Genomic DNA, 17,782 nt, shown 5'->3' on the forward strand with positions numbered 1-17,782 from the left:
CGATGCATTAACTAATGTCAAACTTCCGCAGACAATATGGAGCTAACAATGAGAAGAAATAATAAATATAACGGCATGCGCATACTTACTACTTCAACTATCATTGCAGCAATGTCACTACTTTCTGTATGTCCAATAAGTGCATTAGCTATTACCCCCCCCCATCAGCAGAAGTAACCGTAACTAACCCAGCTCCAAAAACACAACTTGTTGTAGATGGCACAAACGGATTAGATTCCAACGATGGATCTGAAAGTAAGCCATTAAAAACTATTCAAAAAGCTCTTGAAAAAGCCACACAAAAACCTGCAAATATCAACATTAAAGGCAATTTTTCACTTAATGCACCTATAGAAATTCCACAAGGCATTACACTTTCTATCGATAAATCCGGCGCCACAATAGCAGGCTCGAATAATACCAACGATGGCATCACGCTGAAATCTGGTTCCACACTTCGCGGTGACGGCGAATTGAAAATGACTGCATTTAGGGTAGCTCTTACAGCAGAACAAGGCTCTCTTATTACGGATGGCACATACACTTTCAAAGATAACGCAGAAGAAGAAAGTCACGGAATCTACCTTGCAGGAACAGTAAAAGGTACAAGTAAAGATAAATTAAAAATTACTGCCGACGACAAATGTAATACAGATTTTTATGCTGATGGTATTACTTTCGAAAACGCTACTATTAACGTTAAATCACAAATTCGCACATGGTTTGATGCAAGAGATTTAACTTTGGAGAATTCTTCACTTACTGTAGCAGGCTTTGGAATGTCATACTACGTAAACAAATTAAACATGGATAATTCGGAGTTTGTTATTAATAAAATTGGCTGGAGGAACTCAACTGGTTTAACAATTCAAGGCAACTCAACTGTTACCAATAATTCACGGATTGTTGCGAATGCAGGATCTACAGCAGGCATTTCCGTTGGAATAGAAAACGGAAAATTAACTGTTACCAACTCTACTCTTGAATTTAATAATGGTGGCACTGGCGGCTTAAATGTAAATACCGGAAAAGTAATTCTCACAGATTCTACAATCAAAGGTAATGGAAAAAATAGTGGAGCGCTTTTTGGAGCTCAAGAAAACGGCTCTATTGAACTTAGAGGAGACTGCTTAATAGATAGCCCAGCAAGTAAAAATGCAGACGGTGGAGCTGGAACAGGAAATAACTATGTTGTGACTGGAGGCTCACACATGGTTACATATGCTCCTGATTATCACAGCAACAAGGGAAGCACTGTTCCTGTAAACGGTAAAGAAAACGGTAATGAAAAGCTAAGCCTTTTTACTCTTGCCGATAGTTCTGTAAATGAGATAAAACCAATTAACAAAAATGGAAATGCCTACATATACTCAGTTAAAAAAGCTTCTAAAGATAACGAAAAACACGTATGGGTTCCAGCAGCAAAAGTGACATTCGAGCTCAATGATACAAAAGCTGAGGATTCTAAAAAAGCTAAAGAAGCTATATTCTCTGACTCTTCAACTAAAGCAAAAGAATCCCTTGCCATACGAGGTTACGCATTAAACTTTGCAAAAACAGTGGCAGGAGGAAGTACTGAAGTACCAGCAAATCCAATTGCTCCTGGATATAAGTTCCTCGGGTGGTTCTTCAAGAACGCTGAGAATAAAGAGCAACAATTTACTGAAAGTATGCCTATAACAAGCGACACAACAGTGTATGCAAAATGGGAAAAAGATGCCTCATCTTATGCTGTTCGCTACCATAATTGCGCTCAAGATGATGCAACATACCTTGTTAGTGAAACTAACCCAAAACGCACCAGCAAAGTTCTTTCATTCGACGAAGTTATTAAGAATAATGCAAAATTTGCCCGCGAAGGAATGGTCTTCAAAGGTTGGACCACAGAGAAAAACGGCAAAGGTGAGACTGTAAAAGCAGGTAGCAATATTGCTATAGCGAAGAATAAAAACTTAATTGACTTATATGCGAATTGGGAAGAAAAAGAATTTACAGTAAAATTCTCTGCGAATGGCGGAACTTTCTCCGATAGCAGCATCTTTAAGAAAAATACAAAAGTATTTGATATTAAAAAAGATAAGCGCGGCGGAGAAGTTGCTGTTGTGAAGAAAACAGCAAAATTTAGCGAAAACAAGACGCTAATCAATCTTATTAAAAGTTTGGATGATAATGTCAATATAGACACACCTGGCATTAGTGGCAAAGCAAGTTCCGATTCGGATGCAAATTATACGAATCTTGCCACGCGCAAATATTATCATTTAATAAATGAGAAAAAAGAAAACTCACTCTTTGGCTATGTGTATAGAACAGATTACTACTACTGGTTCAAAGACAAGGATGGAACAGAAAAAGCTACTATTGACAATGATCCAAAAGTGAACGATGACCTTACCTTCTACCTTAAGTGGAAGATTGATCCAAGCATTGAACACATACAGCAGGAGAATATTGATCTTCCTGCAGATTTATTAACTGGCGATAACACAGCAACTACAGCATACAAAGTTACACCAGGACAAACTATTGATTTCACTGGAACAATCGCAGCTTCAGTAGTAAAAGACCAAATGAAAGCGATAGAAAATACTTTTAAAACAGTGAAAAAGGAAAATTATAGCAATATTGCTCTCAGCGATATGACATCTTCTTTCATGGCTACATTTACTATCCCAGACGGTTTAACGCTGCCTGAAAATATCACAAAAAATACGCTTAAGCTCGATGGATTCTCAGATACTTTTGCTATCCAGAATGTGCAAGTTAAAGACAAGACTGTAACAGTTACTATTAATTTGAAATCTGGTATTAAAACGTATGCGGAATTGCAGACAGCAGTACAAACAAATCTTGGCGACGCAATGAAAATCACTATTCCGGGAATAAAGATAAACCAAGATTTCTCCGGAAAAGCTACAATTGTTGGAACCGTATCGGGCTCATTCCACGCAGCTGCAACATTTAATGGAACAACGAAATTATTTGACTTTACTTGGAACGGCTCACAAACAAGCGAAGGGAAAAACTCTGACGCAGCAGCAGGTGCTAATGGTATTTCTCTCACCGTAGAATATGATCCACAAACGCCTCCAACTCCTCCGACACCGCCAACACCACCAACACCAGTTCCTGAACCAACACCAGTTCCTGAACCAACACCAGTTCCTGAACCAACACCTATTCCAGAACCAAACCCAGAACAAACACCATGGCCAAAATATAAGCCGACTCCAGAAAAAACACAAAACACTACACCACTTCCAAAAGAAAATCCAAATAATAAAATCATAGAAAAGCGCAAAAACGAAAATAACCAACTTCCAAAAACAGGAAGCGAAATATTACTGACTGCCTTTTCTGCGATTGCAATATTCGGACTTGCTGTAGTAATAGCAAAATTAAAGCGCATAAAAATAAATAAGCAATAATTTCATAAAAAACAAACAAAATAGGGGTTAGTATTGTAAAAACAACTGCAGTACTAACCCCTATTAATACACACAAATATTCAACAATATAATCACGGTTATATTAATCACGGTTATATTAAAAATTAAGGTTGCTGTAAATTATTTTGCGGATTGAATTGAAGCCTCTTGGCGAGCAACGTCAAGCGCTTTGTTGAAGGCATCGCTAGTCCAACTTGCTCCAGCAACAACCGAAATATGCAAATCTTTTAACGGCTTACCAACGATTTTGCCGGGGATAGCCTTTGAGAATGCATCCATATGGCCCTTGGAAATCGGCGTAAACGGATGAGACGTTATTTGCACATCGCTAACATTTCCATTTGCAACGCTTAAATTTATTTCAATACTATCTTCTGCAACCGGGCCATACGTAGCTTTGATTTTGTAGTCGCCATCTTTATAATTGCCGGTGTCTGTTTTAGGCTGATTCTGCTGGTTTTTAGAATCTTGCGAATCTCCAGAATCCTCAATTTGCGCAGAAGACTTAGATTGCTGAGCGCCAGCATCGTACTTTCCAGAAGGATTACCACCATCATCCGCGCTCTGACCGGAATTACCAGCGAACTCATCGTTCATCGGCACAGCACTCGGCTCACCGCAAGCAGAAAACATAGCGGACGACGCGGCTACAATCGCAAGCGTAGCAACGGTTTTTGTAACTTTTTTGGATTTCAAATCATCGCGTGAAACATCGTGAAACATATTATCTGAAACCATAAAATCATCGCCTTTAAATCTTGTATATTTTAAAACTTCGCGCAACTAATCATCTAAATTCGCCAACTTAGGCGATTTAGTAGGCTCATGGTCTTGCAAAGCTTCCGCAACGCTTTCATCAATATGCGCACTCGTAAACGCAGGCTTTCCACCAATCGCCTCGTACGCTTTGCGAGCATCCTCATTATTCCAGCGCTCACCAACAAGCACACCGTGATTAAGCATAATTTCGCGATCCGCACACTGAGCAACCAAAGAATCGTGCGTTACAACAATAATCGTAGTGCCCTGGGAATGAAGCTGCTTAAACAAGTCGAGCACAATCTGCTCATTTTTTTCATCCAAATTACCAGTCGGCTCATCCGCAAGCAGCAACTTCGGGCAGTTTATAAGCGCACGCGCAACGCAAACACGCTGTTGCTCACCGCCAGAAAGCTGGCTTGGCAAATGGTGAGCGCGGTCCTTCAAACCAACTCGATCCAAAGCATCCACCGCTTGAGCTTCGTCAACAACAGAATGATAGTATTGCGCAACCATCACGTTTTCAACTGCCGTTAAATGCGGCACGAGATAAAACTTTTGAAAAACTAAGCCAATTACGTTTTTACGAACGTCTGCAAGTTGACCTGCATTCAAATCCTCAAGTTTGCGACCTTGCAAAGACACAGAGCCTTTAGATGGCGAATCCATGCAGCCAATAATGTTCATAAGCGTGGTTTTACCAGAACCACTCGAGCCAACAATTGAAAGCCACTCGCCTTCTGGCACAGTAAGCGACAAATCGTCAACCGCGCGAAGAGATCCATAAATCTTGGAAATATGGTCCAAAGTCAAAAGCATTTTTGGCGTAGCTTTTGTGTTCTCCGGCTTAGTTTCTTTATTCTCTGTCATATTAAATCCTTAACTCAAATCCTTAGTAATCACTCTAAAATCACTCTAAAAGCTATTCTTCTCGAAGCACAATCGCAGGGTCAATTTTTGAAGCGCGCAAAACAGGCGGCAACGCAGCAACGCAAGAAGCAATCAGGCTAAATGCAACAGAAAATGCAACAAGCCACCAATTCACGCCCAAATCTCTAGCAAACACCATTGCTGCAAGCAAACGAGCAAACACATACCCTACTGCAGTACCAGCAATGCCGCCAATCAAGCCGTATAATCCAGCTTCGGCAGTAAATTCCACGCCAATACTCTTGGCACTTGCACCCAAAGCTTTACGCAAGCCAATTTCGTTTCGACGCTGCTGCACAATCGAAGAAATAGTGGTACTCACACCAACCATCATCAACACTAGAACAACTAGCGACACAATGCAGAACAGGCTGCGAAGCATTGTAATAATACCAGTGTCAGCAGCAGTAACTTTAGTAACCTGCTGAGCGCGCACACGCATAGAAGTCATGTCGTTAATACTTCTCACAACAGCATCAACACTAGGCGCAGAAGACGAGTAAGCAATCACGTCTGCTCCGCGCTTAACTCTAGTAAGAGTATTCACATCCGCATTAAGAGCATAAAGCATAGAATCTTCCGCGCCGCCAGTGTCTAAAATGCCACAAACGCGGAAAGTTGTGCCGTGAGTATCCATAATATCCGTTGAAACGCGGCCTTCAACAAGCTTTTGTTGAGAAGATTTTTGCGCAGACTGATATGAAGACTTACTTGCGGACTTACTTGCGGACTTTTCTGCCGGCTTATGCGAACCGTCAGTATTATCCGAAGACCTATACGCAATCGCAATACGAGAACCTATTTTTAAGCCCATCGCCGAAGCAACATCTCGCCCAACCATCACATTTCCGCTGCTCGGCCAAGAGCCATCCACATTCCAATGCTTATTAAGCGACTTTACCGAACGCACATCAATGCCTGCTAAAACATACGGAGCTGCGTTAATACGCACATTTTCGTAACGATATGTAGCAGAACGCATAGCACCTTTTGCAAGAACCATATCGTTTGTGTGCAAAACCATTGCGCGATCAATACCGTTTTTCCACTCACCCTCTAAAGGAGTTACGATAATATTCGCTCCGTACGCGCGCATTTCGTCGCTCATCTGCTGAGGCACAACCAAGCAGATTGCAGCCAAACAAAACAGCGTAGCAGCACCAACAAGAGTTGCAATAACAGCCATTAAAGCACGCGATTTTCGGCGAAATACCGCGCTAAATAGCATAGTTATAAACATCGAATTGTTGGAAGTCATATAAGATTTACCTGCCATGAAGCACCTCCGCAGGACGCACACTCAGAATCGAACGAATCGACGAGCCTGCAGCCGCAAGCACAGTCAACGCAAGCAGCACAAACACCAGAACAAATACCATTGGTCGGAACAAAATCGCAGAGCCAAACACTGTAAAACCAATAATCTGCGCAACCGCAAATCCTAAAGCCATGCCAAGTAACGCTCCACCAAACGCAATAACCGCGGTTTCCATAAGCATAAGACGAGCAACAGCACCATCACGCGCACCTAAAGCCTTGAGTAAGGCAAGCTCGCCCGAACGCTCAGAAATAGAAGCAGCCATAAGATTCGCCACAGCAACAGCCGCAGCAATCAAGCTCAAAGCAGTCATCAAAACCATAACAGCGCGCGTCTTATTTAACACGTTACCCTGAAGAGCTGCAACTTGACGAACCTGCTTTGCAACAGCTCCAGGAATTACCTCCTCAATTTGGTAAGTAATCGAACTCGGGTAAGCAGTGCAATACCAAGTTTCCCACTCTTCCTGGCTGAGCGCTGCCGGATTTTTAGCCGCCTTACGCGCTAAATCATTTTCCGGAGTAGTAAGCGCTTTTACCTCAATCAAATCAGCCATATTCGGCTTATTTGCAAGGTTTTGAGCATCGCTAGAGCTTGCGTAAATTGCGTTATTATCGTCGTCACCAGAATCGTATATGCCAACTAAGCGCAGCGAAACCTCACGTCCGTCGCGAAGCAAATGCAAACGCTGGCCAAGTTTTAAGTGCAAGCGCTCAGCTAACTGCGAACCTACCATTGCTTCGGATTGATTATCTTTTGCCCAACGGCCTGCATTAATTTTCCACCAAGAGCGCAAGCCTCGAACACCAACAACAGTTGTTTCCCCTGAAGCGAGCGCAAGCTTGCGATTAAACCAAGTTCCAACAATAGGCACAACAGTTTTAGTAGAAGACTTCGATTCAAGATTTGCGTGAACTTTTATTTTCGGCGCAAAATTCGTAATATTAAACGCCCAAAAAATCATTTTAATTTTTGCAGCGTCTGATTCCTTCAAAAAAGCAGTAGACTCTTGGCTTTCGGCAGCTGCTAAATTATGCAAAGAAGCAGCGTCTTCCTGCTCGCGAGAAGCATACAAATCATTTACAACAGCGCTAGATTTTGGCTGAACAACAATATTCGAACCGTACGAGCTAAGCTCGGCGTTAATCTTGTCTCCAACGTCGTACACAACGCTAAGCATTGACACGCTAACGCACGCACTTAAGCACACTACAAGCGCAATCAGCACACGCTTTTTTATTTGCCTCACAAGAGATCGAGCAACCATGCGCATCATAAACATTAGTTGCTCCTTACTTAAAGTGCGAACTAAGCACGTCTAAATCAGCAGTATGAATTGTGATTTTGCCATGCCCAGCCTTGTACGGGAACGGAATCGGATTGCAACCACCTTTAAATCCAATAGTTGCTAAGTTAATTGCTACGTCACATTTACGGCAAATAATCTTACCGTCTTTTTCGTAGTAGCCTGCATCTCCACAGTTTTCACACGCGTCCAAGCCAACACCGTACGCTCCACCATTCTTTTTAATGATTATAAAGCGCATAACAGTGCCATCTTTTGCTTTGTATTGGAAACGATGAAGGTGGCCGTCTGAAATTTGCACAAAGTTGATAGTTGCCAAGCCATCGTGCAATTCGTACGGTTCAGGAGGCGTAAGAGTTGGCTTAATATTCATAATAGATACGCCTGCAGTAAGCGTAAGTATTACTGTAAGCGCAGCCAAAAGTGCTGCGAGCGCAGACTTTCGAGATTTCCGCTTAAAAGCTCGCTTTGTGCGAATTTCTGCAGCATTTTCGCCAACTACTGCCGTCTTAAAACCGATTACGAGAGACGCAACTGCAGGAATCAAAAATACGCTAATTTGCGCCATAATCATAAGCGGATTATTGTTAATCAGCCAAACAAGCACGCTGAAAGAAAAGTCGTCAATATAAAGCAGAATACTTCCTTGCATAATCTGCAAAAGTGAAGTTACGTGCTGCACAAGCAGAATAATCATGCTGAGCACAATTGCAATTTTGAAGGAAATTGCGTTAGATGTGGCTCGCAAAGAGCGCACCATAAGACTTATGCAAATCGCGGCAGCTGCACCAAGCACGAATCCGAGCGCGCGAAGAAGCATGTCGGATGTAAAAGGCGGCGTACTTGAATCTACAAAAATAGTAAGCTGCAAAATAACATCCGGAAGCGCATAAAATACTGTAAATGCTAGTGCGCACGCGCCGATTGCGTTGCTTATGTGCATTGCAAGTGGATGCTCACGCCAGTTTTCAACGGTTTTGCGAGAGCGAATTACAACAGCAATCGCTGCAATATCGAAAGGAACTGCAACGCAAAGCGCCGGCATGTTCACAAAGTTACGCTGATTAATTACTACGCTTGCGCGAAGAATTGCAAAAATAAGTGCAGCAACTGTGCCAAACGACAATCCGTACAGTCTCCAGCGTGCACTCAGCGGCTTATCTCGCCCCTCACCCACTGTAAGAGAAGCACTTAAGCCCATTGTAAGTAGCATAAGAGGGAGCAGCCCAGGAAGCACTGTCACGAACAGTCTGAGCATAACTCCCTCCTTTGCTATTAGTTACAATCTATTATTCAATAGTTTCTAATATTTACTAACTATTACTAATTATTACTAACTATTACTACCACTGGCGAGGAGTGTACTTCCAGTCGTCGAATGTGGCCTTGATTGGCTCAGTCCAGAAGCGGCCGGTTACGCCGGTAGCAGGATCGACGTGAAGCATCCAACCCTTCTTTTCTGGGGATTCGACTGAAAGCACGAGCTTGTAGTTTCCAGCCTTGTCGAGCTTAACGTTTGCACCGTAGTGAGGACCATCGGAAGCATTCATCTGCATGAAAGTACCCTTGACAACAGATTCACCGCTTGCCTTGTCAACAATCTCATAGTTCACAGTCAAATCTGGAATGAACTCGCCCTTACCGTAGCCGAGCTTAGTGCCTTTTTGGTTAGCATGAATATCTGCCTCAAGGTGGAAGCTAGCCTCTGAAGCCTTCAAACCCATGCCAGCTGGAACCATGTCCACTGGCTGGAAGTACACGGCGCCAATAGTAAGAGGTCCAATGTTTTGATCCTGGTGAGGGCCAACTGGAACCTCTTCAAAGCCCTTATCGCCGCCTTTGTCATCAGCCTTGTCGTCAGCCTTCTGCTCGGTTGCCTGTGACTTAGAAGCAGACTTTGCGGAATTTCCGTTAGAACCGCAGCCGGCAAGCGCAAGCACACCTGCGAGAGCCAAAGCTGCAATTGCCATCATTTTTTTATTCTTCATATCTAACCTTTTCTTTTGATTGATTAGTTATTTTTATTATTTATGTTTAGTTGTTATTTAGTTATTTATTTGTTGTTTATTTAATTTTGCCTATTTACCTTCTATCGCGCGCTTTCCACGACTCCGCGCAATAGACACGCAAAGTAGCGAAATTACCACGATTGCAGCAACAATCTGAGCCGTAATCGTTTCCACGTACGGATAGAACCCAAGCCAATCGTTAGTTGGCAAGACTTGAATATACATACCTGCGAGCGCATCACCCTCAATAAGGGCATGCACGCCACCGCCGGCAAAAATCACCACAAGCACAGACATAAGAGCACTTGTGCCGGTAAAGAATGGGCGAATTGGTATGCGAACGGAAGCAAAACGAATAAGCAAGAATATAACTACCAGAACTGCAGCAGCGGCAGCAAAACCACCCCAAATCAGGGAGTCAGCTCCGCTTGAAACAGCAAAAATAGCCTGATAGAAGATTACAGTTTCTGCACCTTCACGGAACACCGCAAGGAAGCTAAGCAGAGCGAGTGAAATCAGGCTGCCTTTAGACACTGCAGCCGTAGTCTGATCACTAATATACTTATTCCACGCTTGTACGGAAGAACGCGAAATCATCCAGTTGCTTGTGTACAAAAGCATAAGCATTGCAAACAGTGCAACCACGCCTTCTGTAATCTCTTGCTGAGGTCCGGAACCGTTGAAAAGTAAGCCAAACAGAGCTGCAACAATCAACGAAGCCACAATACCGGCAGCAAGTCCTAAGTAAATGTACTTAACCATGTTTTTGTGGCCGGATTTAATCAGGTACGCAATAATTGCGGCAACAACCAGCAGCGCTTCCAAGCCTTCGCGAAGCAAAATCACAAAAGCTTGTCCGAAAGAACTTGTTATAAACTGCATAAACGGATTCGCGTTTGAAGATGCGCCTTTGTCTAATTTCGCCGAGTCTTCAATAAGCATTGCTTTAAGATCCGTTACGAACTTTTTAGCTTGCTCAACCGTTTTTCCGTTGTTCATTGCTTGGCGGCACTCTTTGAACTGATATTCGACTGTTGAAACGCGACTACCGCTTATTGCATTCATTACGTTCTTCTCAAAACCGAGCTTTTCGTAATACTGGTAGTAGGCTTCGTTGATTAAATCAACTGCTGCTGCAACTTGAGACTTGTTGCCTTTTGCAGATTTGTAGGTTGCAACGGATTTGTCGAGAATAACGTTCATTTCTCGAGCAACTTGACTCCACGTACGGCCATTGCGTCCAAGATTCTTCTTTTTTGCAGCGTCAAGCTTTTTACGCTCTGCTTTGATTTGCGCACGAAGCTTTTGCGCGTAAATATTCGGCTTATCTATTTTTGAGTTTGAGTCAAGCTGAGCTGCAGTCTGCGCAACATCTGCCGAAAGAGCTTTTGACACAGCTGCTATTTGATCTCCCTGATTTTGCTGGTACACAAGCGTTTGCAGCTGTTGGAATTGATCGCTTTGCGACTGAACTTTATTCTGACCAAAAGTATCTCGAACAACAGTAATCATATTCGAAGCAACATAAACGGAATTATAAGCTGCTTGGAATCTAGTGGCAGCTCCCGAATTATTGCCGCTTTTATATTCGCTTTGACCCTGCTGCAATTGGCTATCAATCGCCTTAGAAACATCCGACCAACTAGCGTACGAACGATCTGCGTCTGTTGCAAAAGCTGGCATAGTTACAGCAAACGAGCTTATAACAAAACTCGCAAACGTGCACATAGACATGCACATAACCATGCATACAGCCAGCATGAGCGCGGTAGCACCGGAAACAACTCGGCGCACACTTTTACACGCGCGCATAACATCTCCTCGTGTCTTCTTACACTTCCTGCTTCTCAACGCGCTCTACCCCGATTGAGCGCACCCAACTAAAACTTGCCATCAAAGGCCCCACAGGTACATAATATCGACATATCATGTAGATTGATATAGTTCGGAGCAAAAAACACGCAAATATTGCAAAAATGATATTGATAACGAGAATTATCAATATCATTTTTCGTGATTAGTCAGCAAAAAAGTGCGCTGGGAAAGCGGCCGTTTTGCGAAGCGCATGATTTGGCGAGATTACAGCAAACTCAGCGCTGGTAGTTTGCACGATTTTTTGCAAATCGCTTTCTTGCGATACGAACAACGCAGTTGCGAGCGCATCAGCGTAAGCAGTTGGAAAAGCGCAAGTTTTAGCAGGAACGTAAGTCCAACTTGCAGAAAGTTTTTGCGCAGGAGTTCCATCTAAAGCGTTAATCAAGTGAGTCGCAATTAAATTAGACTCAAAGCCATTTGCATCTTTTCCTAAATAACTTGCGTCTTTTACTTTCCAACGCTTTCTTGCACTAGACGACGCACACAGCGCTCCGCTTGCAATTGATACCACACCTACCGCTTGAGTTGTGTCAAACGGATTTTCCAGAGCCACTTTTATTTGGCTATTTTCTTCACTAAAACAAGCGCACATATCTCCGCCAGCGTTTACCAAAAAATCGCAATCCGAAGGCGAATCACAATCCGAAGGCGAATCGCCGCTAAGCCCATCTTTAATAATCTTCGCTACAAGATCTACAAAATAGCCCTTCCCAACTGCCCCAAAATCAAGCTGCACTGGCTGATTTGTGTGAAGCGTTGCGCTGCCACTATCTCGCGAAATATCTGCCCACTTAACTGGCAGAGCGCGGCGATATTTGCTCCAGCTGCCACTGCTGATATTCTCATCCTTACCTTCGCCAGCTTTCGACTCCGGAACGAATTGCACGGAATTATCATAGCCAAGCGCAAGCAGATCCGCGCCAACGCAAGCATCAAAAGCTCCGTGCGTGGCAGCGTAAAACTCGTCATAAATCGCAAAAAGCGGCTGCACCCACGCTGGAAACTCAAAATCGCCGCCATGCTCCGCACAAGCCATGCGCGAAACAAGCGAATCTGCACGAAAGCGCGAAAGAGTGCGCTCATACTCTTCAACAAAAGCGCGAATCCGCTGCTCAGCGCGCTCAGGAATCGGCTTGCTGCTGGAAATAATAATCCCCGTTCCAAGCGCGCGCTCAAACGCCATTAGATTCCTAAACATCACTTGCCTCACGCAAACATTTCATTCGCTTTTTTAGAAAGCTCATACCGAATAGGACGTTCGCCGATAGAATCAACCATTCCAAACTCAATCAAACCGTTAAGCGCGCTCACAATCTTTCTCTCACCAACCTGCTCACCAATTGAGTTTCCAACGTATTCGCTTAATTGCTTGCGAGTCATCGGAGTTGGATTATACGAAAAAAGCTTATTTTGCAACAAAATAGACAGAGCTTCACGCTGCACTTTAGAAATTTCTTCCTCTGGGAAAAGCTCACGCAGCTTACCCATACAGTAAATAATGTGCTTTAATTGCACACTAATATTCTCAAACACTTCGCCCTGTGCTTTTACAATATATTCCAACATTGTGCAACAAAACATAGTTAAATCATTGCAATTAAATAGTTCCTGAGCTTTAGAAAAAGCAGCATAGTATCCAGACTTTTCTGCATAAATTATAGAACTTAAGCTCAAAATTGTTGGCATCGAAAGCTGCTCATGCAATTGCAAAGCAAGCAAAAACCGCCCAGTTCTGCCGTTTCCATCATAAAATGGATGCACGCTCTCAAAAGCATAGTGGCACATGCACGCCTTAATAAGCGTTGGAACGTCACTACTATTCATCAAATGCAACATCTGCGTTAAATGCTTTTGAATTTCCGCTTCCGTTGCATCGCCATCATGTACTACATTATTTGCACCATCGCGAATACTTACTTTTCCACTCCTAAAAATCTCACCATCTGGAATATTATTTGTTTCTAATTCGCCCTGCATAATACTGTCGTAGATTTTTCGTATATATTGCAAGGTTTGTGGAATCGAAGTGTCACATTCATTTGAATCTGCAAGTTCAAGAAAAAGCTTAGTAAATTCACTAAAACGCGTATGATTATTCTGCTCGTTTGCAGCATCAAGTGCTTTGGAAAGCTCTTTTCTAGTGCTGTGAACACCTTCAATAATGTTGGTATTTTGCACTTCTTTTGCAATAAGTTGCATTAAATACTCGCGCTGAGCAAACCGCGGCAACCTACTCCACGCTTTTTCAACCGCTTTTTCAGTATTCGCAATATAATTCATGCACGTTACAAGATCCGTTACACACATTGCAAAAATCTCATGAGCGTCAAATACGATTCCAGAACGATACGTCGCAGGATTATCAATGCGCGATCGATATTCTTCTTCAGCAATATCGCACGGTTTTGCATTACTTTTAGACATTGCAACTATTTTGCGTATTGTTTTGTAATCCATAATGCGACTCCATTTATATTATTGCGTTTACATTATTGCGTTTATGCTATTGATGATTTTGTAGTAATGTCTTGCAATATTTTGCTTATATACAAACAACGCATTTATCACAAAATGATTGCATAGCTAACGTAAAAATCTATTCTATACCTACATTTTCGCAAAATGAAGGCATAGCACGCAAAAAACATTCATCTATACCGACATTTTGGCAAAACAGCGGTATAAACTACTCACGCGCGTGCTGTTTTAGTCGCTTAGCATAAATAGGAACGCATACGAAGAAAGGGCTTGGAGCCTGATGCCCCTAGTAGCACCAAACCCAAGCCCTTTAACAAAACCGACTCGTTTCCCTAACAAACAAGCCAGCCAAACACTCAACAGTCACGCCCCCTAAAGCCAGCGCACAACACTACCGTGAAGAAAGAGATTTGGCAAAACAGTAGAATCATGCAAAAGCCCGAAAGCAAACCCGCCACAAAACACTAAACAGCATTCGCAGCACGTTGAGTGAAAGATTTAACAAGTGAGCGCACCATACTCACATACAGCACGCTCACAAATCATTAAACAATCAACACACTTAATGTGCTAAAAGCTTAGTGACGGATCTTGCGAAGAGCAACACCCATGCCAGCAAGCACGGAAGCAGCAACAGCAGCCAAAGCTACAGCAGCACCAGTCTTAGCCAATGGAGCAGCCTTCTTAGCTTCAGCCTTCTTGTCAGACTTCTTATCGTTAGTCTTGTCATCAACCTTCTGACCATGACGCTTGAGGTAGTCAGCGACAGCTTTGCACTCGAGAGAATCTTTACCGTAAAGCTTCACACACTTCTTGTAATCCATGTCCTTATTGCCAAATGGAGAATGCTCATACTTATCTTTCTCGTCTTCAGCCTTAGCCTTCTCTTCCTTCTCTTTCTTCTCCTTATTCAAACGATCAGCAAGAGCTTGAGAGTCCTCAGTCTTATAGAATGACTTATCATAAGTAGCTTCATCACCAGCAGCAGGAGCCTTACCCTGCTCACCAGCAGCAGGAGCCTTACCCTGCTCGCCACCAGCAGGAGCCTTACCCTGCTCACCAGCAGCAGGAGCCTTACCCTGATCAGCCTTTGGAGCAGTCTGATCAGTCTTTGGAGCAGTCTGATCACCGTCAGCCATTGCTGGGGCGGCGAAAGCCAAGCCGGAAACGAGGGTGGCGCCAGCAGCGAGTGCGGCGATAGCCTTCTTGTTAAACATAATATTTTCCTTTCTTCTTCTCCACCACGCTTAAAACGCAGTGAAAAACATAAACCCACAAAATCAATCTCTTGTGGATAACTTTCAGATAGAGCATCTAGCTGAAAGCTGTTATTAACATACCCCCCCCCCGTTCGAAAAAGTCAAGAGCAAAAACAAGCGTCCAAAACAAAAAACATCAACAAAATTACAAAAATATTCAAGTAAAAGCGCGTAAAACTATAAAAAAATACGCTAAACAGCAATGTTTAATCGTAAAAAATACTATTTCACGATTTTCAAAGATTTTTCTCAGAAAACTCTCAGGAAACTCGCGGCAGCTCCCCCGCGCCGCCCGCAAACCCTTGAAAAACCGTCACTTTTCCCGCGACACGCGCGGAGGTCGCCTTCACACACGACATAAACTACTCACGACTGAGTCGTTTTGGTCGGAATCACGCGAAAAAGCGGCATAAACTACTCACCGCTGAGCAGTTTATGCCGCCTACCCAGAAATTAATCAAAAATCAGACATAATAACAAAAAGGTAGGAGCTTGAGAATACCCAAACTCCTACCTTGTAAGAGATTACCTTACTTACGTAAGTTTACAAACTTACAAAAGCAACAAACTTACATAAGCAACAAAAGCAACCTAAATCACCTTAGCGTTAGGCAGCACGTTGCCGTCTTTATCAACGTTACAACTGTGCTCAACAGCAATCGTAATATTGTCAGAGTCAACCGAGAAGAAGCCATCCGTCACCTTAAAAACGTGACGCACACCCTTCAAATCGTCAACCTTCACAAAACCGTGATCAATCAACGCAAGCACAGCCTCATGCCCAGGAAGCACACCCATTGTGCCATTCACAGAAGGAATGACCACAAACTTGGCGTCACCTTCCCAAACAGGATGCCTGGCTGCCACAACACTAACGTGCAGCGATTTTACTTGCTTCTCTGCCATGATCACGCACCAAACTCTTGCTGCATGTCGTGCCAACGACGCTCAAGATCGTCAATGCCACCAATACCCGAGAACGCCTGTTCCGGAATATCATCGTAAGTACCATTGCAAATGCGAGTAAACGCCTCAATGGTTTCGTCTGCTGGCACATAAGAACCTGGACGACCTGTGAACTTTTCAGCCACGTAGAAGTTCTGACCAAGGAACTGCTCAATCTTACGAGCGCGGCTCACAGTGGTCTTATCTTCCTCACCAAGCTCATCGATACCAATCAAGGCGATGATGTCCTGAAGCTCCTTGTTACGCTGCAAAATAGCCTTAACGCGGTTTGCGCAATCGTAGTGAGCCTGACCAACGTAACGCGGATCCAAAATTCTAGAAGTAGAAGTCAAAGGATCCACAGCTGGGTAAATACCCTTAGCTGCAATATCACGCGAAAGCTCAGTAGTTGCATCCAAGTGCGTAAAGGTTGTTGCAGGCGCAGGATCGGTGTAATCATCAGCAGGCACATAAATAGCCTGAAGCGACGTAATGGAATGGCCGCGCGTAGAAGTAATACGCTCCTGCAACGCACCCATTTCATCTGCCAAATTTGGCTGGTAACCAACTGCGGAAGGCATACGACCCAGCAAAGTGGACACCTCAGAACCAGCCTGAGTAAAGCGGAATATGTTATCGATGAACAGCAACACATCCTGATTCTGCACATCACGGAAGTACTCAGCCATAGTCAACGCGGTAAGAGGCACGCGAAGACGAGTCCCAGGAGGCTCATCCATCTGACCGAAGACAAGTGCCGTTTTCTCCAAAACGCCAGCCTCAGCCATTTCGCCAATCAAATCGTTACCTTCACGGGTACGCTCACCAACGCCAGCAAACACAGAAACACCACCGTGGTTCTGTGCAACGCGCTGAATCATTTCCTGAATCAACACGGTTTTACCAACGCCTGCACCACCGAACAGACCAATTTTACCGCCCTGAACGTAAGGGGTGAGCAAATCGATAACCTTAATGCCGGTTTCGAACATCTGAGTCTTAGACTCAAGCTGATCGAAAGCAGGTGGGTTACGGTGAATTGGCCAGCGCTCAGTTACTTCAATATTCTCGCCAGGCTTAGCATTCAAAATGTTGCCGGTAACGTCGAAAACGTGACCCTTAGTAACATCGCCAACAGGTACGGAAATTGGGCCGCCGGTATCTCGCACTAAAGCACCACGAACCAAGCCGTCAGTAGGCTTCAACGCAACTGCACGCACAGTCGAATCACCAAGGTGCTGCTCAACTTCCAGCGTAATCTCGTGAACGGTATCACCTTCCGTGTTTCCAACGGTGTTGATATCGACTTTGAGAGCATTGTAAATATCCGGCAGATAGCCGACTGGGAATTCAACGTCAATCACGGAACCCTGAACGCGGGTTACGCGACCAGCTGTTGGATCGACCTCCTGCTCAGCTTCTGGAGGCGCTGTGGTCTGATTTTCAGCCATATG

At 43.8% G+C, this 17,782-nt stretch carries 13 protein-coding genes; 1 reads left to right on the plus strand and 12 read right to left on the minus strand.

Features of this window, described 5'->3' with window-relative positions; translation table 11 throughout:
* Positions 1-128 precede the first annotated feature (128 nt).
* On the plus strand, positions 129-3,428 hold the full coding sequence (locus HXT52_RS05435) for an InlB B-repeat-containing protein (protein ID WP_421775873.1): 3,300 nt from the start codon (positions 129-131) through the stop codon (positions 3,426-3,428).
* A gap of 141 nt (positions 3,429-3,569) precedes the next feature.
* On the opposite strand, the gene HXT52_RS05440 is transcribed toward HXT52_RS05435, so the two are convergent.
* From HXT52_RS05440 to atpD, 12 genes are all read right to left on the minus strand, one after another.
* The gene (locus HXT52_RS05440; RefSeq protein WP_421775874.1) at positions 3,570-4,187 is read right to left on the minus strand and encodes an FMN-binding protein; all 618 of its coding nucleotides are present in this window, start codon (positions 4,185-4,187) and stop codon (positions 3,570-3,572) included.
* Positions 4,188-4,232: 45 nt separating this feature from the next.
* Entirely contained in the window at positions 4,233-5,078 is an 846-nt protein-coding gene (locus HXT52_RS05445) for an ABC transporter ATP-binding protein (protein WP_421775875.1), read from the minus strand.
* A gap of 52 nt (positions 5,079-5,130) precedes the next feature.
* Positions 5,131-6,414 carry an ABC transporter permease gene (locus HXT52_RS05450; protein WP_421775876.1) on the minus strand — a complete coding sequence of 428 codons (1,284 nt, stop codon included), beginning with the start codon at positions 6,412-6,414 and terminating at the stop codon, positions 5,131-5,133.
* The gene (locus tag HXT52_RS05455; RefSeq protein WP_410314674.1) at positions 6,404-7,738 is read right to left on the minus strand and encodes an ABC transporter permease; all 1,335 of its coding nucleotides are present in this window, start codon (positions 7,736-7,738) and stop codon (positions 6,404-6,406) included. Before HXT52_RS05455 ends, HXT52_RS05450 begins: the two co-directional genes overlap by 11 nt.
* Before the next feature lie 10 nt (positions 7,739-7,748).
* On the minus strand, positions 7,749-9,020 hold the full coding sequence (locus HXT52_RS05460; RefSeq protein WP_119521409.1) for a DUF2318 domain-containing protein: 1,272 nt from the start codon (positions 9,018-9,020) through the stop codon (positions 7,749-7,751).
* Positions 9,021-9,105: 85 nt separating this feature from the next.
* Positions 9,106-9,750: an iron transporter gene (locus HXT52_RS05465; protein ID WP_102695043.1), complete on the minus strand. Its 645-nt coding sequence runs from the start codon at positions 9,748-9,750 to the stop codon at positions 9,106-9,108.
* Between the two features lie 90 nt (positions 9,751-9,840).
* Positions 9,841-11,583, minus strand: coding sequence for an FTR1 family iron permease (locus HXT52_RS05470; RefSeq protein ID WP_421775877.1), 1,743 nt, complete (start codon positions 11,581-11,583; stop codon positions 9,841-9,843).
* A 205-nt stretch (positions 11,584-11,788) separates the two neighbouring features.
* Positions 11,789-12,844, minus strand: coding sequence for an FAD:protein FMN transferase (locus HXT52_RS05475; RefSeq protein WP_421775878.1), 1,056 nt, complete (start codon positions 12,842-12,844; stop codon positions 11,789-11,791).
* Between the two features lie 8 nt (positions 12,845-12,852).
* Complete coding sequence (locus tag HXT52_RS05480) at positions 12,853-14,103, minus strand: Fic family protein (protein ID WP_421775879.1); 1,251 nt, start codon at positions 14,101-14,103, stop codon at positions 12,853-12,855.
* Positions 14,104-14,702: 599 nt separating this feature from the next.
* Positions 14,703-15,341: a peptidase gene (locus HXT52_RS05485; protein ID WP_421775880.1), complete on the minus strand. Its 639-nt coding sequence runs from the start codon at positions 15,339-15,341 to the stop codon at positions 14,703-14,705.
* A 633-nt stretch (positions 15,342-15,974) separates the two neighbouring features.
* Positions 15,975-16,289: a F0F1 ATP synthase subunit epsilon gene (locus HXT52_RS05490; protein ID WP_375169151.1), complete on the minus strand. Its 315-nt coding sequence runs from the start codon at positions 16,287-16,289 to the stop codon at positions 15,975-15,977.
* A gap of 2 nt (positions 16,290-16,291) precedes the next feature.
* Positions 16,292-17,779: a F0F1 ATP synthase subunit beta gene (gene atpD, locus HXT52_RS05495; protein WP_004134078.1), complete on the minus strand. Its 1,488-nt coding sequence runs from the start codon at positions 17,777-17,779 to the stop codon at positions 16,292-16,294.
* Between the last annotated feature and the right edge of the window lie 3 nt (positions 17,780-17,782).

The sequence above is a fragment of the Gardnerella sp. KA00288 genome, from assembly GCF_049244085.1.
Classification (GTDB): Bacteria; Actinomycetota; Actinomycetes; order Actinomycetales; family Bifidobacteriaceae; genus Bifidobacterium; species Bifidobacterium greenwoodii.